At 67.8% G+C, this 18,055-nt stretch carries 20 protein-coding genes; 5 read left to right on the top strand and 15 right to left on the bottom strand.

Annotation, left to right across the window (positions count from 1 at the left end; translation table 11 throughout):
* The 4 genes from ftsE to prfB form a co-directional block, all read right to left on the bottom strand.
* Positions 1-616: cell division ATP-binding protein FtsE (ftsE, locus tag ACRDPN_RS06365; RefSeq protein WP_431446535.1), on the bottom strand; the 616-nt coding region annotated here is incomplete at its 3' end.
* 82 nt (positions 617-698) lie between these two features.
* Complete coding sequence (locus tag ACRDPN_RS06360) at positions 699-1,376, bottom strand: hypothetical protein (RefSeq protein ID WP_431446534.1); 678 nt, start codon at positions 1,374-1,376, stop codon at positions 699-701.
* 64 nt (positions 1,377-1,440) lie between these two features.
* Positions 1,441-2,013 carry a protein-L-isoaspartate O-methyltransferase family protein gene (locus ACRDPN_RS06355; RefSeq protein WP_431446533.1) on the bottom strand — a complete coding sequence of 191 codons (573 nt, stop codon included), beginning with the start codon at positions 2,011-2,013 and terminating at the stop codon, positions 1,441-1,443.
* Positions 2,014-2,097: 84 nt separating this feature from the next.
* Positions 2,098-3,210, bottom strand: a complete 1,113-nt coding sequence (prfB, locus tag ACRDPN_RS06350) for a peptide chain release factor 2 (RefSeq protein ID WP_431446532.1) — start codon at positions 3,208-3,210, stop codon at positions 2,098-2,100.
* Positions 3,211-3,246: 36 nt separating this feature from the next.
* On the opposite strand from prfB, the gene ACRDPN_RS06345 reads away from it, so the two are divergent.
* The gene (locus ACRDPN_RS06345) at positions 3,247-3,651 is read left to right on the top strand and encodes an HIT family protein (RefSeq protein ID WP_431446531.1); all 405 of its coding nucleotides are present in this window, start codon (positions 3,247-3,249) and stop codon (positions 3,649-3,651) included.
* On the opposite strand, the gene ACRDPN_RS06340 is transcribed toward ACRDPN_RS06345, so the two are convergent.
* The 10 genes from ACRDPN_RS06340 to ACRDPN_RS06295 all read right to left on the bottom strand — a co-directional run bounded on the left by ACRDPN_RS06340 (position 3,648) and on the right by ACRDPN_RS06295 (position 10,313).
* Positions 3,648-3,824 carry a DUF5302 domain-containing protein gene (locus ACRDPN_RS06340; protein ID WP_431446530.1) on the bottom strand — a complete coding sequence of 59 codons (177 nt, stop codon included), beginning with the start codon at positions 3,822-3,824 and terminating at the stop codon, positions 3,648-3,650. The two genes, ACRDPN_RS06345 and ACRDPN_RS06340, sit on opposite strands and share 4 nt — an antisense overlap.
* Before the next feature lie 27 nt (positions 3,825-3,851).
* A complete protein-coding gene (locus tag ACRDPN_RS06335; protein WP_431446529.1) occupies positions 3,852-5,429 on the bottom strand; it encodes an acyl-CoA synthetase in 1,578 nt (525 codons plus the stop codon).
* 25 nt (positions 5,430-5,454) lie between these two features.
* Entirely contained in the window at positions 5,455-5,865 is a 411-nt protein-coding gene (locus ACRDPN_RS06330; protein WP_431446528.1) for a pilus assembly protein TadG-related protein, read from the bottom strand.
* Entirely contained in the window at positions 5,862-6,293 is a 432-nt protein-coding gene (locus ACRDPN_RS06325; RefSeq protein WP_431446527.1) for a hypothetical protein, read from the bottom strand. The genes ACRDPN_RS06330 and ACRDPN_RS06325 overlap by 4 nt, the downstream gene beginning before the upstream one ends.
* Positions 6,290-6,670: a TadE/TadG family type IV pilus assembly protein gene (locus ACRDPN_RS06320; RefSeq protein ID WP_431446526.1), complete on the bottom strand. Its 381-nt coding sequence runs from the start codon at positions 6,668-6,670 to the stop codon at positions 6,290-6,292. The genes ACRDPN_RS06325 and ACRDPN_RS06320 overlap by 4 nt, the downstream gene beginning before the upstream one ends.
* Positions 6,663-6,821 (bottom strand): hypothetical protein, encoded by a 159-nt coding sequence (locus tag ACRDPN_RS06315; RefSeq protein ID WP_431446525.1) that lies wholly within the window; start codon positions 6,819-6,821, stop codon positions 6,663-6,665. The genes ACRDPN_RS06320 and ACRDPN_RS06315 overlap by 8 nt, the downstream gene beginning before the upstream one ends.
* Positions 6,822-6,859: 38 nt before the next feature.
* Complete coding sequence (locus ACRDPN_RS06310; protein ID WP_431446524.1) at positions 6,860-7,777, bottom strand: type II secretion system F family protein; 918 nt, start codon at positions 7,775-7,777, stop codon at positions 6,860-6,862.
* On the bottom strand, positions 7,774-8,628 hold the full coding sequence (locus tag ACRDPN_RS06305; RefSeq protein WP_431446523.1) for a type II secretion system F family protein: 855 nt from the start codon (positions 8,626-8,628) through the stop codon (positions 7,774-7,776). The genes ACRDPN_RS06310 and ACRDPN_RS06305 overlap by 4 nt, the downstream gene beginning before the upstream one ends.
* Positions 8,616-9,857, bottom strand: a complete 1,242-nt coding sequence (locus tag ACRDPN_RS06300; protein WP_431446522.1) for a CpaF family protein — start codon at positions 9,855-9,857, stop codon at positions 8,616-8,618. The genes ACRDPN_RS06305 and ACRDPN_RS06300 overlap by 13 nt, the downstream gene beginning before the upstream one ends.
* A 174-nt stretch (positions 9,858-10,031) precedes the next feature.
* Complete coding sequence (locus ACRDPN_RS06295; RefSeq protein ID WP_431446521.1) at positions 10,032-10,313, bottom strand: hypothetical protein; 282 nt, start codon at positions 10,311-10,313, stop codon at positions 10,032-10,034.
* A 435-nt stretch (positions 10,314-10,748) separates the two neighbouring features.
* Here ACRDPN_RS06295 and ACRDPN_RS06290 point away from each other — a divergent pair, with 435 nt between their 5' ends.
* The 3 genes from ACRDPN_RS06290 (at position 10,749) to ACRDPN_RS06280 (ending at position 15,929) form a co-directional block, all read left to right on the top strand.
* Entirely contained in the window at positions 10,749-11,771 is a 1,023-nt protein-coding gene (locus ACRDPN_RS06290; protein WP_431446520.1) for an endonuclease/exonuclease/phosphatase family protein, read from the top strand.
* 292 nt (positions 11,772-12,063) lie between these two features.
* The gene (locus ACRDPN_RS06285; RefSeq protein WP_431446519.1) at positions 12,064-14,796 is read left to right on the top strand and encodes a penicillin acylase family protein; all 2,733 of its coding nucleotides are present in this window, start codon (positions 12,064-12,066) and stop codon (positions 14,794-14,796) included.
* A gap of 35 nt (positions 14,797-14,831) precedes the next feature.
* The gene (locus tag ACRDPN_RS06280) at positions 14,832-15,929 is read left to right on the top strand and encodes a carboxylate-amine ligase (RefSeq protein WP_431446518.1); all 1,098 of its coding nucleotides are present in this window, start codon (positions 14,832-14,834) and stop codon (positions 15,927-15,929) included.
* A gap of 20 nt (positions 15,930-15,949) precedes the next feature.
* Here the strand turns inward: ACRDPN_RS06280 and ACRDPN_RS06275 are convergent, their stop codons facing one another.
* Positions 15,950-16,606: a DUF305 domain-containing protein gene (locus ACRDPN_RS06275; protein WP_431446517.1), complete on the bottom strand. Its 657-nt coding sequence runs from the start codon at positions 16,604-16,606 to the stop codon at positions 15,950-15,952.
* A gap of 135 nt (positions 16,607-16,741) precedes the next feature.
* Between ACRDPN_RS06275 and ACRDPN_RS06270 the strand changes: the two genes are divergently transcribed.
* Positions 16,742-18,055: LVIVD repeat-containing protein (locus ACRDPN_RS06270; protein ID WP_431446516.1), on the top strand; the 1,314-nt coding region annotated here is incomplete at its 3' end.

The following is an 18,055-nucleotide window of genomic DNA, read 5'->3' as shown; positions in this document are numbered from 1 at the left end:
TGCGCATCTGGTCGACGATCGTGGAGTCGTGCGTGGCCATGACGACGGTGGTGTCGGTGCGGTTGATGCGGTCGAGCAGCTTCATGATGCCGACGCTGGTGGCGGGGTCGAGGTTGCCGGTCGGCTCGTCGGCGATGAGGATCATCGGCCGGTTGACGAAGGCCCGGGCGATCGCGACGCGCTGCTGCTCGCCGCCGGACAGCTCGTCGGGCATGCGGTGTCCTTTGCCGTCGAGACCCACGAGGTCGAGCGTCTCGGGGAGCAGCTTGTTGATCTCGTGGCGCGACTTGCCGATGACCTGCAGGGCGAATGCAACGTTCTCGGTGACGGTCTTGTTCGGCAGGAGGCGGAAGTCCTGGAACACGGTGCCGACCTGGCGACGCAGCTTGGGGACTTTCCAGCTGGAGAGCTTGTTGATCTCCTTGCCGGCGACGTAGACGCGTCCGTTCGTCGGTCGGGTCTCGCGCAGCACGAGGCGCAGGAAGGTGGACTTGCCCGAGCCTGAGGCGCCGACCAGGAAGACGAACTCACCCTTCTCGACCTCGAGGTCCACGCCCTGCAGTGCCGGTCGTTTCTGCCCAGGGTACGTCTTGGTCACCTTGTCGAAGCGAATCACTCGGACGAGTCTAGGCAGACCGCACCACGGGTCTGCGGAGCCCTCTCCGGTCGGCCCGTCGAAACCGCTCCTTCAGCAGCGGCTACCCGGCGAGCTGGGCTCCCATCTGGGGCGGGTGGTGCCACTGCTCATCGGTCTCTGCAAGCACGCTCCACCCGACCCGGGCCAGTCCCACGAACATCAGGACGAGACCGATGGCGAAGGCCACCGGCGAGCCGGTCGGCAGCGAGACAGCGAACGCCGCCGAGCCCAACGCGACTGTGCCTGCGACCCACGTTTGCGCGACGCGGCTCCGGTACATCCCGTAGCTCATGATGATCAGGCCGAGCGGCAGCAGCAGGACCGGACCGAGCAGAACCCAGAAACCGCCGCTGGTGACGATGCTCGCGAAGAGCTGCGCATCTCCGGATCGCCCGATCTGCGGCACGATCGCTGCCTCGGCACTCGCGATGGCGAACAGTGCCATGACCCCGACCATGGTCGTGGCGCCACCGATGATCCCCTCGGTTGGCCGGTGCTCGTGCAACAGGTGGGCAAGACCCACCACCGCTCCGATCATCAGGAGCATCGATGCAGCGATGAGCCAGTGCGCGAGTTCCCACCGCCCAAGGTTGGCGACGATGATCTCGAACTGGCGGGCGGCATTCGTGGTCTCCTCCGGATGCAGGAGGCCACCGACCAGGAGCACGGCCGGGGCGAGGATGAGACAAGATCCGCAGATCGTCTTGAGCAGTCGTTCTGATGGCGAAGTGGTGGCCATGGTGATCTCCAATCACCCCTCCACCAGTCTGCCCTCGCGGGCCGCGATGCGCTAGGGGCCAAGGTCAGCGCAGCGGCACGAAGCTGTACGCCCCGTGCGCGCTGATGTCTGCGTCACCCGGGTCCGGCCCGGTGCGTCGAACCCGTGTCATCGTCGCGTTGACGGGCACCACCATCACGCCGTCGTCGGTGAGCTGCTCGACGAGCGCGTCCGGGAGCTTGCGCGCCGCCGCTGAGACGAGGACACGGTCGAAGGGCGACTCAGCCGGGATGCCGAGGACCTCCGGGTCGGCTGGACGAATGGAGGCCCATGGGGTGTCCTGCCGTCCGAGGTTCTCCGCCCCCCACGCGGCGAGGTCCGGCTCCAGCTCCACGCCGAGGACGCTTCCGGCCGGGCCGACGAGCCGTGCAAGCAGGGCGGTCGTCCAGCCGGACCCGCTACCGACGTCGAGAATCTTCTGGCCGGGACGCACGTCGAGCAGCTCGAGCATCGCGCGAACGGTGCGCGGCTGGGAGTTGGTCTGGCCGTGGCCGATCGGGATCGGCCCGTCGAAGTCGGCGTCCACCCGGTCGCGGGGGTGGAGGAACTCGGCGCGGTCGATCGCGGCGAATGCGGCATCGACGTCCGCGATGGACATGCCTCCAGTCAAGCACCGTCGGACCGGCATGCCGACTGGGGAGAAACTGCAACATCTCGGCCCTCTTTCCGATGCGGTCGCCTGCTAGGCCACCCGGTCGTGGGCTCGACGCCAGCGAATGCCGGCCTCGATGAAGTCGTCGATCTCGCCGTCGAGCACTGCCTGGGTGTTGCCGGTCTCGTGCTCGGTGCGTAGGTCCTTCACCATCTGGTACGGGTTCAGCACGTAGTTGCGCATCTGGTCGCCCCACGAAGCCTGGACATCGCCGCGCAGCTCGTCGAGCTGGGCGCGTTCCTCGGCCTTCTTGAGCGCGAGCAGCTTGGCCTTGAGGATCACCATCGCGCTCGCCTTGTTCTGCAGCTGGCTCTTCTCGTTCTGGCAGCTGACCACCACGCCGGTGGGGATGTGCGTGAGCCGCACGGCGGAGTCGGTGGTGTTGACGCTCTGGCCTCCGGGGCCGGAGGAGCGGTAGACGTCGACGCGCACCTCTTCGTCGGGGAGGTCGATCTCGTCGGTCTCCTCCAGCACCGGCACCACCTCGACGGCGGCGAACGACGTCTGTCGTCGGCCCTGGTTGTCGAACGGCGAGATGCGTACGAGGCGGTGGGTGCCGGCCTCCACGGAGAGCGTCCCGTAGGCGTACGGGGCCTTGATCGCGAAGGTGGTCGACTTGATGCCGGCCTCCTCGGCGTAGGAGACGTCGTAGACCTCGACGCCGTACTGGTGCCGCTCCGCCCAGCGGGTGTACATGCGTTGCAGCATCTCGGCGAAGTCGGCGGCGTCGACCCCACCGGCGCCGGAGCGGATGGACACCAGGGCGTCGCGCTCGTCGTACTCGCCGGAGAGCAGGGTGCGGACCTCGAGCGACTCGACCTGCGCGTGGAGGCGTCCGAGCTCGGTCTCGGCGTCGGCGAGGGCGTCGGCGTCGTCCTCCTCCTGGCCGAGCTGGACCATGATCTCCAGATCGTCGAGCCGTTCACGCAGTCCGGTGATGCGTTCGAGGTCGGCCTGCAGGACAGAGAGTCGTCCAGTGACGCGCTGGGCGTTGGCCTGGTCGTCCCAGAGGTCGGGGGCGCCGACCTGCTCCTGCAGGCCGGTGATCTCGGCGCGCATGGCGTCGAGGTCGAGAACCTTCTCGATCGACGTCAGCGTCGCGCCGAGCTCCTGGATCTGCTCGGAAAAGTCGACGGCTGCCACCCGACGAGACTATCCAGTGTGTGGTGGGATGCCGTCATGTGCCTGTTCTGCCAGATCGTGAGCGGCGAGGTCGAGGCCGAGATCGTGCTGGACGAGGAGCAGGTCGTGGGCTTCCTCGACGCCCGACCGGTGTTCAAGGGCCACACCCTGCTGGTGCCGCGCAAGCACATCGACACACTGCTCGACCTGCCTGAGCCGCTCGTCGTGCCATTGTTCACCACCGCGCAGAGAGTCGCCACGGCGATGACGGCGGCGCTCAGCGCGCAGGGCACGTTCGTCGCGATGAACAACGTGGTGTCGCAGAGCGTCCCGCACCTGCACGTGCACGTGGTCCCCCGAACGAAGGGCGACGGTCTGCGCGGATTCTTCTGGCCGCGCACGAAGTACCGCGATGGAGAGGCCGCCGAGTACGGCGCCCGCCTGCGCGCCTCACTCGCCTAGATGCTCTTGCGGCGAAACTCCTTGACCTCGATCGGCTTGTCGGCCCCATGTGACTTCTCGCTCGTGTCGTGCTCGGCGCCTTCGGCCGTCGCGTGCTGGTTCTTCCCCTTCTTCTCCAGCGCCTCGCGGAACTTGGCCTTCATGTCCTGGGACTTCGTGTCGTCGTCGGTCATCCACACTCCTCGCTTGTGACGCCCACCCTAACCGCCGCCGGCGACGACATCAGCGTGCTCGGCCCGCAGCTCACGCTTGAGGATCTTGCCGCTGGGGTTCTTCGGGAGGGACTCGGCAATGACGACGCGTTTGGGTCGCTTGTAGCCGGCCAACACGGATCGGGCGTGCTCCATCACCTGCTCCTCGCTGATGCGCGCGCCCTTCTTCGGGACGACGACGGCGACCACGGCCTCGATCCACTTCGGGTGGTCGACACCGAAAACCGCCACCTCGGCGACGCCGTCGAGCTGGTAGACGGCTTCCTCGACCTCTCGACTGGCGACGTTCTCGCCGCCGGTTTTGATCATGTCCTTCTTGCGGTCGACGATCGTGAGATATCCGTCGTCGTCGAGCACGCCGAGGTCGCCGGAGTGGAACCACCCGTGCGCGAACGCGGCCGCCGTCTTCTCCTCGTCACGGTAGTAGCCAAGGGTGGCGTGCGGGCTGCGGTGGACGATCTCGCCGACGGTGCCCGCCGGCACCGGCCGGTCGTCGTCACCGACCACCAGCGTCTCGACGTTCAAGGCCGCCCGTCCGGCTGACCCGGCATGCTCGAGCTGGTCCTTCGGAGGCAGGATCGTGGCCAGCGGCGCCATCTCGGTCTGGCCGTAGAAGTTCCACAACCGCATGTCGGGCAGGCGTTTCAGCAGCTCGTTCAGCACCTCGACGGGCATGGCGGACGCCCCGTAGTAGCCCTTGCGCAGGCTGCTGAGGTCGGTCGAGTCGAACTCCGGAGATCGCAGCAGCGCGATCCACACGGTGGGCGGGCAGAACAGCTTGGTCACCTTCTCCCGCTCGATCGTCTCCAGCAGGGCGGCCGGGTCGGGGCCGGGCAGGATGATGCTGGTGGCGCCGAGGTAGACGTCGACCGACAAGAAGCAGTCGAGCTGCGCGCAGTGGTACATCGGCAGCGAGTGCACCTCGACGTCGCCTGCGGTCATGCCGCCGTCGACGATGCACGAGACGTACTGCCACATCAGGGCCTTGCTCGAGAGCAGCACGCCCTTGGGGCGCGACTCGGTGCCGCTCGTGTACATCATCCGCAGTGGGTCGTCGTCGGCCACCGGGACCGCCGGTGGAGTGCCGTCCCGCTCGATCCAGGACCCGATGTCGAGCCAGCCGTCGGGGACCGCTCCCCCGGACAACGGCACGGACACCTTGACGTCGATGCCGGTGTCGACCTTGGCGATGGCGGCGTCGGCAACCTCGCAGAGCGCGTCTTCGGCGACGAACGCCGTGGCGCCGCTGTGCTCGAGGATGAAGGCGACCTCGTCGGCGCCGAGCATGAAGTTGACCGGCACCAGCACCACGCCGACGCGGGCCGTGGCGAATGACAGCACCGCGAACTGCCAGCAGTTGTGGCTCAGCAGCGCGAGCCGGTCACCCTTGGCGAGGCCGGCCGCATCGATCGCGGCGGCGGTGCGGTCGACGGCGGCGTCGAGCTCGGCGAAGGTGAGCCTCGTGTCGCCGTCGATGATGGCGGTCTTGTCGGGAAAGCGGTTGGCGCTGCGGCGCGGGATGTCTCCGAGCGCCTGCTGCCGCGCCACGGCCACGTGTTCGTTCATGGGATCTCCTCCGCCGCCGACCATGTCACGATCCACCCGGGCCTGCACGCCTCAGCTGGGACGTGGCCTCGGCGACGATGGTGCTGCTCGATGTCCAGCCCGGTGGAGCGAGGGCCAGGTCGATGTCACGCTCGAGGTGGACACTGACGGTGTCGCCGTCGGTGAGCACGTCGACGGCGTGGACGTCCTCGCCGGCCAGGTAGTCGTCCACGAGGCGTCGGGCCTCGTCGGGGTCGAGGACGACGCGGCGGTCGGCGTAGAACCCGGCCTCGTCGAGCCCGTCGGCAGCGGCGAGGGCGGCGCCGTCAGCGAGGTTGGTCAATCGTTGATGCTCCAGAAACGCCGCGGACGAGTCGACCACGACCACCGTGAGCAGCCCCAGCAGCATCAGGAAGCCGATCGTCATGACGGTGACCGTTCCCGCCTCGCGCTTCATGGGCGACCGGCCCGGTAGGTGCCGAACGGCTCGGTATGGGTGCTGTCGACGGCGATGCCGCCGAGCTGGTCGCCGAGCGCCGACGGCGTGAGAGGGAGTGGCTGGACGGTGCGGACGACCACCCGGACGGACGAGCCGGGTTGCAGGCAGTCGGCAGGACCCGGCCGGCAGGAGATGGCCACGTCGGCGTCGACGTCCTGGTCGTCGAGCGTCACGCGGGCGGCGATGCGGGCGCGCTGCTCGCCGGCGGCGGGATCGTCTGCCTGGAGATAGGCGCGGGCCGCCGACCTGCTCGCCGCCGACACCGCGTACGAAGCCCGCTGGGTGTCGAACACCGCGACGAGGATGTACACGAACGGCACGAGGAGAAGTAGCGTCATCCAGACGAACTCCACGGTCGCCATGCCGCGCTCCACGCGACGGATCACGGCTCCACCTCCTGGACCGCGTGGCCGGTCGCGGTGAGCTCGACCGACGGACCGAGGATGCCCAGAGCGGGAACCTCGGCTCGCACGACAACCTCGGTGGCCGGCACTCCCCCGATCGTCGTGACCGCCGCGGTGACGTCGTCTGCGTACCGGTCGGCGAGTGCACCGGAGATGAGCTGGCGGGTGCGAACGATGCCGTCCGAGGGCGTGGCACCGAGTGGGGCGGCAGCCCGGGCGCCGTCCGAGGCGGCTGCCGTCATCGTGTTGCGGACGTGGAGGACGAGCCCGACCTGCGCGATGCCCAGCACGAGCGGAACGAGCACCACCATGACGAGCACGAAGTCGACGACAGCCGACCCCCGTTCGCGCTCACCCACCGACGGCCGACAGCGCGTTCTGGAGCATCGACTGCAGCTGCGGGCCGGCCACTGCGGTGAGGATGGCGACAAGCCCGGCCGACATCACCGTGATCATCACCCATCCAGGCACGTCGCCGCGTTCGTCCCGAGCGGCCATCAGGCACTTCATGGCAGTTCCTTTCGACAGGCTCAAGATCAAGACCTTTCTCATGAGGCAAGGTGCAGTCCGACGTAGCCAGGGAAGAAGGCGAAGACGACGGTGACGGGGAGGATCAGGAAGACGACCGGGATCATCATCGCGACCTCCTTGCGACCGCCCGCCTCGATGAGGTCGCGGCGCGACGCCTCGCGGACGTCGGCCGCCTGGGCGTGCAGGACGTCGACCAAAGGTGTGCCTCGCTCGACGGCGACAGCGAGACCTTCGGCGAAGCGGGCGATGCTGGAGACTCCGGTGCGAGCGGCGAGCGCATCGAAGGCCGAGGCGACCGGCACCCCCGTGCGGACGTCCGAGAGAACCAGGCCCAGCTCATGGCCGAGGCTCCCGTGGACGACGCGGAGGATGCGTTCCAGCCCGGCCACCGGGCTCTCGCCCGCCGCAACGGCGAGAGCGAGCAGATCGGCCACGACCGGGAACTCCTCGCGCATCCGTTCCTCGCGAGCGCGAACCTGCGCCGACAGGCGGTTGTCGCAGCCCAGGATACCCGCGAGGAAACCCACGACACAGGCGATGAGCAGGGCCGGGACGCTTCCACCGCGCATGCTCCACACCAGCGTGGCGCACACGGCGGTACCGGCGAACCCGACTACACCGCAGATCAGCTGGCGGACCCGGAACTCCTCGAGTGTCGTCGTGGATCCGAGTCGAACGAACCTGCGCTGGACGCTCACGGACCCGCCGAGGACATCGCCGATGGTGTGAGCCGCGGCGCGTAACGTTGGTCCGAACACCGCACCGAGCGCTCGCGGTCGCACTGTGACTTCGACATCCGGGTGGACGTCGCGCACGTAGGGAACCACCCGAAGCTCCAGTGCCGGACGACGGACTCGACGCCACCCCGACAGCGCCAGTACGACACCCAGACCCAGCATGCCGCCGACAACCGCACCGATCACCTGGATGTTCATGCGAGCACCCGGCGCTCGGTGGGAAGGCGTCCGATCCAGAGCATGAGCCGATAGGCGACGACACAGAGCACGGCGCCCACGACCAGCACGACCGCGCCCGTGGCCGTCGCGTAGCGCGCAACGACGTCTCGCTGGAAGCTCATCGCGAGCAGGACGGCCCACGGCGCAGCGACCGCGAGGCGAGCCCCGTTGACCGTCCACGATTGACGCGCCTCGAGCTCGCTGCGCGTGCGCAGGTCGTCGCGCAGAAAGCCGGACAACGCGCGGAGCATCCGGCCGAGGTCTCCGCCGCCGACGTCGCGAGCGATACGCAGGGCCTCGACGACGCGATCGCCGACCGGGTCGGCGAGACGGTCCTTGAGGAGGTCGAGGGATTCGTCGAATCGGCCGGTGGCCTGGTAGTCGCGGCCGAACCGGATGAACGGGGCCCTGAGGCCTTCCGGCCCGCGTTCCCCGAGCTGGACGAGCGACTCCGGGAGCGAGAGCCCGGCCCGCACGGCCGAGGCGAGGTTGTCGACCGCGTCCGGCCACAGCTCGGCGTGCTCCCGAAGGCGTCGGATCGCCCGCCCGCGCAGGATGGCGAGAGGCAGAAGTGCGGCCAGGAGGCCGAACACGAGACCGATGGCAAGGACGCCCGACACCGCAAGCATCACGAACGACGCCAGCACGAAGGCTCCGGCACACAGCCCGAGGAGGCTTCCCGGTTGCACCTCGCCGAGTCCGGCCCGCGCGAGCAGGCCTCTAAGTCCGTCGCCACGTTCGCGCGGTTGCGGCCGCCAGCCGGGGTCGCCGAACGTCCAGACCACCAGGACGAGCCCGAGGCCGGCGAGCAGCCCGATCAGTGCGCCCATCGGCTCGTTCCGGAGCTCGATCCGGTCGTGCCGAGGACCTCGTCGAGGTCGATGCCGGCCGCCTCGAACGCCTCGCGTCGCGCGGGCATGCCGTGGTCACGGACCAGCAAGCCGTTGCGTCGCGTGAAGACCGGCTCACTCTCGATGATGCCGTTCTCGACGCGGCCGGTGACGGCCACGACCTCGCGAACGCGGCGAGCACCGTTGCCGTCGAAGGCCACATGGACGACGACCTCGACCGAGGACGCTACCGTGGGCACGACGAAGGCGGAACCGATGTTCTCGCCGGCGAGCAGGGGCAAGGTGCACATCTTGACCAACGCCTGCCGCGCGGAGTTCGCGTGGATGCTGGCCATGCCCGGAAGCCCGGCATTGAGCGCAAGCAGGAGGTCGAGGCACTCGGCCGAGCGGACCTCGCCGATGATGAGGCGGCTCGGGCGCATCCGCAGGGCCTCCTTGACCAGGGCCCGCAACGTGATCTCGCCGGTGCCCTCCAACCCGGCCTGACGCGTCTGCAGGGCCACCCAATCGGGATGTGTGCCCTTGAGCTCGAAGACCTCCTCGGCCGAAACGAGGCGTTGCGACCCGGGGATGGCCGCCGCCAGGCAGTTGAGCAACGTCGTCTTGCCCGCCTGTGTGCCACCGGAGACGACGATGTTGAGCCCGGCCAGGACGCTCGCGTGGAGGAACGTGGCGGTGGCGTCGTCGATCGTGCCGAGGGCGACGAGGTCGTTGAGGCTGTGCGCCTTGGCCACGAACTTGCGGACGTTGACGGCGGCGAAGTCGCGGCTGATGCCTTCGAGAACTACGTGCAGGCGATGGCCGCCGGGGAGCATCGCGTCGACGAACGGCTGGCTGATGTCGAGTCGCCGCCCGGACGAGGAGAGCATGCGCTCGACCAGCTCGCGCACCTGGGCGGCCGTGAGCATGGTGGCCGTGAGCTCGTGCTTGCCGTCGCGGGCGACGAACACCCGATCGGGCTGGTTGATCCAGATCTCCTCGACGGTCGGGTCGTCGAGGTACGGCTGCAGCGGGCCGAATCCAGAGAGATCCGCGACGATCCTGCCGACCACGAGCTCCGAATCGTCGATGGCGCGCACGGCGCCGGTGAGGCTGCGTCGCTCGTGCTCGGCCAGCACGTCGAGCGCCACGCTGCGCACCGCCGCTGCGTCGTTGCGCGGGTCGATGCGGCGTTCACGCACCAGCTCGCGGACACGCTCGGACAACACAGGCGCTTGAGAATCCATCCCCCGATGGCCCCTTCCCACGAAGAGCGGTTGCCGCGATCCTGCCGCATTGGCGGGGGTAACGGTAGAGCAGGTCACGCGGGTTGTGGAGAACGCTGACTTCGCAGTCACGCCGAGCACTTCGAAGCTGCTGGGGCCGCCATCAAGCCGGTCAGGTCAGGTGTTCTGTTCGATCTTGACCGGGCCCTGGGCCGAATGGCAGATCGTCGCGGGTCCATCGCCAGCGTCCACTGCGTTCCCGAGGACCGCGATGGGGCCGACGTCGACGCCGCAAACTTCCGCAGCGACCTGGGCCGCGACTCCGACATTGACGTTCTTCAGGATCGTCACGTTGCCAACTGAGACGTTGACCAGCCCGTCCTGGATGACCGGCTGCGCCGATGCAGGTGTCGCCACTCCCCCTACGAATACCAGAGTCGATACCGCGGCCACGGTCATGGCACGAAGCGTTCTCATCTCTCTCTCCTCTCGAAATGGCGGGCCTCCTGATGAGGCCCACACCTGCCCGGATTGCGGGCATGAGAACTACTCACCCCTGGCCCATCAATGAGGTAACGGGTTACCGATTGGTAGTCGGGATCTTTTGCTTTCCGCCGCTTGATCTCACCCAGTTTTGAGAACGCGTTGCACCATGGCGAGTCACCGCGCGGCCCCGGGCTGCCGGGGCTCCTGAGGCATTGGCGACCCAATCTGGGACGCAACGGTGAACTGCCGGTTTCGCTGCGGAGGCCATGACCTACCGGTGCGCAAGACTCCGTCCCATTCGCCCACGCTCGTGGCTCGCCACGGCAAGACCAGGAATGGTGGCAGGAAATGAAATCTCGGACTCGGTGTGGCCTCGCAGTTGCGGTCTTGTGCGCCCTGATGTTGGTGATGGGCGCTCCCGTGGCCCAGGCCGAAGAGAAGCGCGAGCTCACGGTCATGACACAGAACGTCTATCTCGGGTCGAGCCTGACGCCCGCCCTGACCGCGACCAGCGGATCGACTTTTGTCGCAGCGGTGGCGCAGATCTACGGAACCATGTTGTTCACCAACTTCCCAAGCCGTGCGGGTGCGATCGCCGACACCGTCGCTGAACAGCGCCCGGACCTGATCGGGTTGCAGGAGGTATCACGATGGGTGGCTCGACCCATCAAGGACGGGGCCACCCCTCCCAGCCAGGATTTCCTGGCGATCCTGCAGGACCAGCTCGCCGCCCGCGGGCTCCACTACGAAGTCGCTGCAGTGTCGGCGAATGCCAACATCGGCCCTGTGCCGCTGGTGGCGCCCGGGTTCGAGTGCGTGACCGCGTCGCCGGTGCCGGACTGCACGCTCACCCTGCACGACCGTGACGTGATCCTGGTCAACACCGATACCACCAACCTTGAGTGGGCCAATCCGCAGGAGGACAGCTTCACCAGGCAGCAGTCGTTCCAGCCGCCCGTGGGTCCGGCCGTGTCCTTCGACCGGGGGTGGACCTCCATCGATGGCACCTTCCAAGACAAGCGCTTCCGCTTCGTCAACACCCACCTCGAGGTTGAGGACTTCCCTGCCGTGCAGGAGGCTCAGGCGGCCGAGTTCCTGGCTGGCCCTGCCAACGCTCCGGGTGCGGTAGTCGCCGTCGGCGACTTCAACTCGGCCGCCGACGGCAGCTCCACCGACTCCTACGCTCACCTGACCGAGGAATGGTTCAAGGACGCCTGGTCGGTCAACCCCGACCAAGCCGGACTCACCTGCTGCCAGAGCGCAACGCTGACCAACCCCACGTCGCTCCGGTCACGCGTCGATCTCATCCTGACCCACGCCGCCGTCAGAGCCCGGTCGGCACAGGTCGTTGGTGAATCCCCCTACCAAAATGTGACGCCGTTGTGGGCGTCCGACCACGCCGGGGTGGTCGCCACACTGCGACTGCACTGACCCTGGGCACGTCCGATCCGTCCTGCAGCCCGCAACGCTGCTCGAGGGTTGTCTCGGATCCGAGATAGATGTTGCGGTACAGGGGCGTTCTAGCTCGGTCTGATGCCGCACCGGTGCGATCTGGTTCACGCCCGAACAGGAGCCGCCGAGTCCAATCGAACTCCGTCCGCCGACCAGCTGATAGGAGACGCATCCAGTCCGCTTGAGCGGCGAGTCCGGCTACCCGTAAGTAACCTCTCGGGGGTCGGCTCGTTGTGACTGGCACCACACTCCCGAGCACCAAGGAGTCGGCGTGCGACGAGCCGCAGCGATCATTCTGGCCAGTGTTGCAGCGCTCATCGCGTCGACTCTCCCCGCGCAGGCCATCGACCCCGACGACCCGGCCGTGGCCGACTCCTATGGTTCGGTGCGAAACATCCTGCCGCCCGGCCAGCGAGGCACCATCACCGCGCTCGACCTCGTCACCGTGCTCGGCGGCGACCCGACCGGACGCGTGGCCAGGGACGGCAAGAACGCGCCGAAGAACTTCGCCGACCAGCTCGAGCTCTATGACCACCTCGCCACCAAGACCCCCGACCAGATCACCGACGCCGTCATCGACCAGGACTACAAGAAGGCCGGCTTCGTCCCCGAGAAGGTCGTGGAGACCGAGAAGCCGCGGGCCGGCGTGACCATCCGGCGCGACCACTTCGGCGTGCCGTACATCACCGGCCAGACGTACGAGGACACCATGTTCGGCGCCGGGTTCGCGGGTACCCAGGACCGGATGTTCCTGATGGACATCCTGCGCCACGCCGGGGCCGGCCGGACGGCGGAGTTCGTCGGTGGCACGGAGGGCAACATCGCGATGGACCGCGAGCAGGTGCGTTCGGCCTTCTACACCCGTAAGGAGGCGCAAGAGCAGCTCGAGATCCTCGCGAAGGAGAACGGTGCCGAGGGCGAGCGGCTGCTGCGGGGCGCCGACGCGTTCATCGCCGGCATCAACGCGGCCCAGGAGCGAATGTGCCCGGGCGCGCTTCCGACCGGCGCCGGCTGTCCGGCCGAGTACGCGGCCCTGCAGAAGAAGCCCACCAAGTGGACCCGCGCCGACCTGACCTTCATCGCCTCCCTCGTCGGCGGCATCTTCGGCAAGGGCGGCGGGCAGGAGTTCGCCAACGGCCGCTACTACGAGAAGCTCGTCGCGAAGTTCGGGGAGACGAAGGCCAGGACGATGTTCGCCGACCTTCGCCAGAAGAACGATCCGGAGGCGCCGACCACGTCCACCAAGTCGTTCCCCTACGACAATGTGGCCTTCGACCCCACCAAGCCCGGCGTCGCGATCCCCGATCTCGACGGACCCACCGCGAGCGGCAGCGGCGACCCGGCCGGAACCACGTCCCCGCTGGAAACGCTGCTCGATGCGCTGCGGAACGGGCTCACCGGAATCCCGGCCGAGCCCAAGGTGCCCAAGGGAGCGATCGACGTCTCGAGCCTGCTCGCCGACGAGGGCGGCATGAGCAATGCCCTGATGGTGGGCGCCGACAAGTCCAGCACCGGTCATCCGCTCGCCGTCTTCGGCCCCCAGACCGGCTACTTCAACCCGCAGCTGCTGACCGAGCAGGTGCTGATGGGCCCCGGCGTCATGGCCCGCGGCGTCTCGTTCGCCGGCACCCAGCTCGTCGTCCAGCTCGGCCACGGGGTCGACTACGCGTGGTCGGCCACCAGCTCGGGCAGCGACAACGTCGACACCGTCGCCGAAAAGCTGTGCAACGCCGACGGCAGCCCGGCCACGGTGAAGTCGACGTCGTACCTGAAGGACGGCGCGTGCGTGCCGATGAAGTACGACGAGCACAAGCAGACCGTGGTCCCGAACGTCTCGGCACCGAACGCCCCCACGACCCTGAAGATGCAGGTCTGGCGCACCCACCACGGCATCGTCCAGACCCGCACCACGGTCGACGGAACCCCGGTGGCGATCGCCCTCGAGCGCAGCACGTACGGACGGGAGGCCGCATCGGTCCTCGGGTTCAGCCGGCTCAACGACCCGGGCTTCACGAAGGACGCCGCCTCGTTCCAGCAGGCGGCCGACGGCATCGACTACACGTTCAACTGGTTCTACACCGACGACCAGGACATCGCCTTCTACTCATCCGGACGACTGCCGCAGCGGGCCGCCGGAACCGACACTGACCTGCCCCGCTGGGGCGATGCGACCTTCGACTGGAACGGCTGGCTGCCGTTCGACGGTCACGTCCGCGAGGTCAACCCGCCGACCGGCTACCTTGCCAGCTGGAACAACAAGCCCGCTCGCGACTTCGCGGCGGCCGACGACAAGTGGGCAGACGGTCCTGTGCACCGATCGCTGGCACTCACCCGTCGGGCCGAAAGCGCCATCGGGACGGGGCCGGTGTCCCGGGCGCAGCTCGCCAGCATCGTCGAGGACGCAGCCACCGAGGACGTCCGCGCCGAGACGCTGCTGCCCGAGCTGCTCGACGTCATCGGCGACGACCCGGCGACCGCCCAGGCGCGGGAGCTGTTGTCGGCGTGGAAGGACGACGGGTCGCACCGGGTCGACCACGACCGCGACGGAAAGTACGCCCACGAAGCGGCGATCCGCATCTTCGACACGTGGTGGGAGGACGGCGATGAGGCGCTCGCGTACGACTTCGCCGCCGGCGGGCTCGGCGACGACCTCGCCAGGGCCTTGCCCCAGCCGCTGGACAACCATCCGCGCGGCGGCCAAGGGTCCGCGTGGCTCGGACCGCCCTGGTACAGCTACATCGACAAGGATCTCCGCGACCCGTCGCTGTGTGGAGACGGGGCGATCGACCAGTGCCGGGACGACCTCCGCGCGTCCCTGGCCGCTGCGGTCGAACGCGCCACCCAGGCACAGGAGGTGACGGACCCGTCCGACCTGACGTACGACAAGTCGATCGACTACATCCGTTCGACGTCCGCAGGCCTGGTGGGCGTGCGCCCGATCGACTGGCAGAACCGGCCGACGTTCCAGCAGGTCGTCGACTACCGGGAACACCGACCACGCTGACATTCCTGACCTCCCGGACGTTTAGGATCTGGCGGATGGTGACTGTGCGGCGTGTCGGGGCCGAGGAGGAGATGTTCCTCGTCGACCCGAAGTCTTACCGAGTCTTGCCGGTCTCGCGCGGGACGATGCGTGCCGACGAGCGCATTGACGACGAGCGGGAGGAACTCGAGCAGGAGCTCTTTCTCCAGCAGATCGAGATCAACACCGAGCCCACCACCGACCTCACCGAGCTGCGGGCCCACCTGGTTGCCGGGCGAGAGCGTGCCTCGAAGGCGGCCACGGCGGAGGGTGCGGCCGTCCTGGCCGTGCCCACGTCCCTCTTCGCGGACGCCGTCGCCGGGAACGTGACGCCCAAGCCTCGCTTCAAGGAGATGCTCGAGCTGTATGGCGAGGTCGGCCGGCGCGGAGTCGTCTGCGGCATGCACGTCCACGTGCAGATCGACGGCGACGAGGAAGGTGTCCGCGTCCTCGACCGGATCCAGCCGTGGCTGCCCGCCCTGGTCGCTCTCTCTGCGAACTCACCCTTCAACGACGGTGTCGACACCACCTACGCATGCTGGCGCGAACAGGTGTGGGACGGCTGGCCCAGCGCAGGACCGGTCGAGCCGTTCCGCGACGCCGCCGGGTACCACGAAGCCGTGCGCCGCCTCGTTGGCTCCGGTGCCGTGATCGACAAGGCGATGGTCTACTTCGACGCTCGCCTCGCCGAGCTCCACCCCACGGTCGAGATCCGCACCTCCGACGTGTGCACCGACGTCAACGACGCCATCGTCATCGCGGCGCTGACCAGAGCACTCGTGGAGACGTCAGCCACCACGACGGAGCTCGAAACACCCTGGCGGATCGAGATGCTGCGCGCGGGCCGATTCCTGGCCCGCCGATACGGCCTCATCGGCTCGCTTCTCGATCCGCGAACCGCCGAGCCGCGACCGGCCCGCGAGGTCGTCGGTGCGCTGCTCGACCACGTGAAAGAGGCGTTGCATGCGGCCGGGGACGACGAGGTCGTGCGCGACGGCGTCGAACGCCTTCTTCGTGATGGTGGCGGCGCCGGCCGCCAACGCGCCGTGGCCGGCGACGACCTCGATCTCGACGCGGTCGGAAAGGATCTGCTGCGCCGCACCCACTCGGCCTGACGGCGGTTCTCCCGACGGGCTCAGAGCCGCGTGAGGATGTCCTGCATCCGGCCGATCTCGGCCGACTGGGTGGCGGCCACGTCGGCGGTCATCTCGCCGACGATCATGTCACTGCCGTCCTGCGCCGCATCCTCGGCCATGTCGACCGCGCCGGCGTGGTGCCGGATCATGCCCCGTAGGAAGAGCCGGTCGAACTGCTCACCACGGGCCGCCGACAGCTTCTTCATCTGGGCGGGAGTCATCATGCCCATCATCGAGTTGTGGCCGTGTTGTGAGTGGTCGTACTTCATCGGGTCCTCGCCAGCTCGCGGGACCTCCATCTTGCGCTCATCCAGCCAGGCGGACATGGCCTGGATCTCGGGAGCCTGGGACCCGCTGATCCGTTCGGCGAGGGTGCGCACGGCCTTGCTGCGGGCATGCTTGCCGGCCAGGTCGGACATCTCCAGCGCCTGGTGGTGGTGGGGGATCATCATCTGCATGAAGGCGACGTCGGTGTGGTTCCACTCGTTCGATTGCGCGGCGGTGTCGGGGTCGCCACTCGCGTTCGGCTCGCCAGGGGCACCGGGCTGGATCACCTTCGGGCCGTCCGGTTCGGAGTCGGAGCTGCACCCTCCGAGAGCCACCGCCAGGGCGGCGGAGAGCAGCAGTCGTACGACGATCGTGGGCAGCTTGGGCATGCGGCAGTCTCTTCCCGAGTAGAGGCCGATTTCGAAAGTTTTCCGGCCCGAAGTCTTTACTTCCGGATTGCATACACGATAGACGTATGTGATGCCTGTGGAAACCCCACAGCGTTCTTATGAAAGGTCTCGGGGATGCACTCCTTTCGAAAACGAGCACTTCTGCGCGCTCGACCGATCGGTCTGGCCGCTACAGCGGCTCTCGCACTGGCGTTAACTGTCTTCGCCGCGCCGGTCGCCGCACACGACGACGAGCAAGAGGCGTCGACCTCCAGCGCTGCACCGAAAAGCGCTCCACCGAACTGCACGGAGGAGGAGAAGAAGCGGCTGAACAAGGCGAAGGACAACTTCGCCGAGGTCTGTACGACCAACAAGAACCTCTCGGCGATGAACGACAGTGCCGCAGATCTTTCCGCCGGCGACGAGGCCGCCGAGGACATGGAGCTGCTGAAGAACATCCCCAAGAGCGGCACGTTCGCCGCGGAGACGGCGTTGAACAGCGACCTGGCGTTCCAGGGCAAGTACGCCTACGCAGGCAACTACGAGGGATTCATGGTCTACGACCTGAGCAACCCCGAAGACCCCCAGCCGGTGGCGCAGGTGATCTGCCCGGGCTCGCAGAATGACATTTCGGTGTACGGCGACGTGCTGGTGCTCTCCACGGACTCGAGCCGCAGCAACAACACCTGCACGAACACTGCGCAGTCGGCCACGCAGAAGGAGTCGTGGGAGGGCCTGAAGGTCTTCGACATCAGCGACCCGACAAAGCCGGAGTACGTCGCCGCGGTGGAGACCCCCTGTGGATCGCACACGCACACCCTCGCGCCGAGCAAGTCCGGCAAGAACCTGTGGGTCTACGTGTCGTCGTACTTCCCGAGCGCAACGTTCCCGGACTGCCAGCCGCCGCACGACCTGATCAGCGTGGCGAAGATCTCGATGGACAAGCCGGAGACGGCCAAGCTCGTCGACACCAAGGTGCTCTTCCCCGAGGGTGGCAACCCGGCCGGCAACTACTCGCGGGAGACCAGCGGCTGCCATGACATCACCGCCTACCCATCGAAGGACATCGCTGCAGGTGCCTGCATGGGTGACGGCATCTTGATGGACATCTCCGATCGGGAGAACCCGGTGGTCACCGAGCAGACCCGTGACACCGAGAACTTCGCGTTCTGGCACTCGGCGACCTTCAACAACAGCGGTACCAAGGTGGTCTACACCGACGAGCTCGGTGGCGGTGGCGCTGCCACGTGCAACCCGACCGTCGGCCCGGACAAGGGTGCCAACGGGATCTATGACATCCAGGATGGGCAGCTCGCGTTCAAGAGCTACTACAAGATCCCGCGGACCAACTCCAACACCGAGAACTGCGTGGCCCACAACGGCTCGCTGATCCCGGTCGCGGGGAAGGACATCATGGTCCAGGCCTGGTACCAGGGCGGCATCTCGGTG

The sequence above is a fragment of the Aeromicrobium sp. genome (genome assembly GCF_050700635.1).
In the GTDB taxonomy this organism is placed as follows: domain Bacteria; phylum Actinomycetota; class Actinomycetes; order Propionibacteriales; family Nocardioidaceae; genus Aeromicrobium.
This window is presented reverse-complemented; position numbering and strand designations above follow the sequence as displayed.

Bases quoted from the DNA above. Each gene is read 5' to 3' on its own strand.
- ACRDPN_RS06330 (WP_431446528.1), bottom strand. From the start codon at position 5,865: ATGAAGCGCGAGGCGGGAACGGTCACCGTCATGACGATCGGCTTCCTG.
- ACRDPN_RS06315 (WP_431446525.1), bottom strand. From the start codon at position 6,821: ATGAAGTGCCTGATGGCCGCTCGGGACGAACGCGGCGACGTGCCTGGA.
- ACRDPN_RS06360 (WP_431446534.1), bottom strand. From the start codon at position 1,376: ATGGCCACCACTTCGCCATCAGAACGACTGCTCAAGACGATCTGCGGA.
- ACRDPN_RS06355 (WP_431446533.1), bottom strand. From the start codon at position 2,013: ATGTCCATCGCGGACGTCGATGCCGCATTCGCCGCGATCGACCGCGCC.
- ACRDPN_RS06295 (WP_431446521.1), bottom strand. From the start codon at position 10,313: ATGACCGTGGCCGCGGTATCGACTCTGGTATTCGTAGGGGGAGTGGCG.
- ACRDPN_RS06340 (WP_431446530.1), bottom strand. From the start codon at position 3,824: ATGACCGACGACGACACGAAGTCCCAGGACATGAAGGCCAAGTTCCGC.
- ACRDPN_RS06335 (WP_431446529.1), bottom strand. From the start codon at position 5,429: ATGAACGAACACGTGGCCGTGGCGCGGCAGCAGGCGCTCGGAGACATC.
- ACRDPN_RS06275 (WP_431446517.1), bottom strand. From the start codon at position 16,606: ATGCCCAAGCTGCCCACGATCGTCGTACGACTGCTGCTCTCCGCCGCC.
- ACRDPN_RS06280 (WP_431446518.1), top strand. From the start codon at position 14,832: ATGGTGACTGTGCGGCGTGTCGGGGCCGAGGAGGAGATGTTCCTCGTC.
- ACRDPN_RS06345 (WP_431446531.1), top strand. From the start codon at position 3,247: ATGTGCCTGTTCTGCCAGATCGTGAGCGGCGAGGTCGAGGCCGAGATC.
- ACRDPN_RS06290 (WP_431446520.1), top strand. From the start codon at position 10,749: ATGGGCGCTCCCGTGGCCCAGGCCGAAGAGAAGCGCGAGCTCACGGTC.
- ACRDPN_RS06305 (WP_431446523.1), bottom strand. From the start codon at position 8,628: ATGGGCGCACTGATCGGGCTGCTCGCCGGCCTCGGGCTCGTCCTGGTG.
- ACRDPN_RS06310 (WP_431446524.1), bottom strand. From the start codon at position 7,777: ATGAACATCCAGGTGATCGGTGCGGTTGTCGGCGGCATGCTGGGTCTG.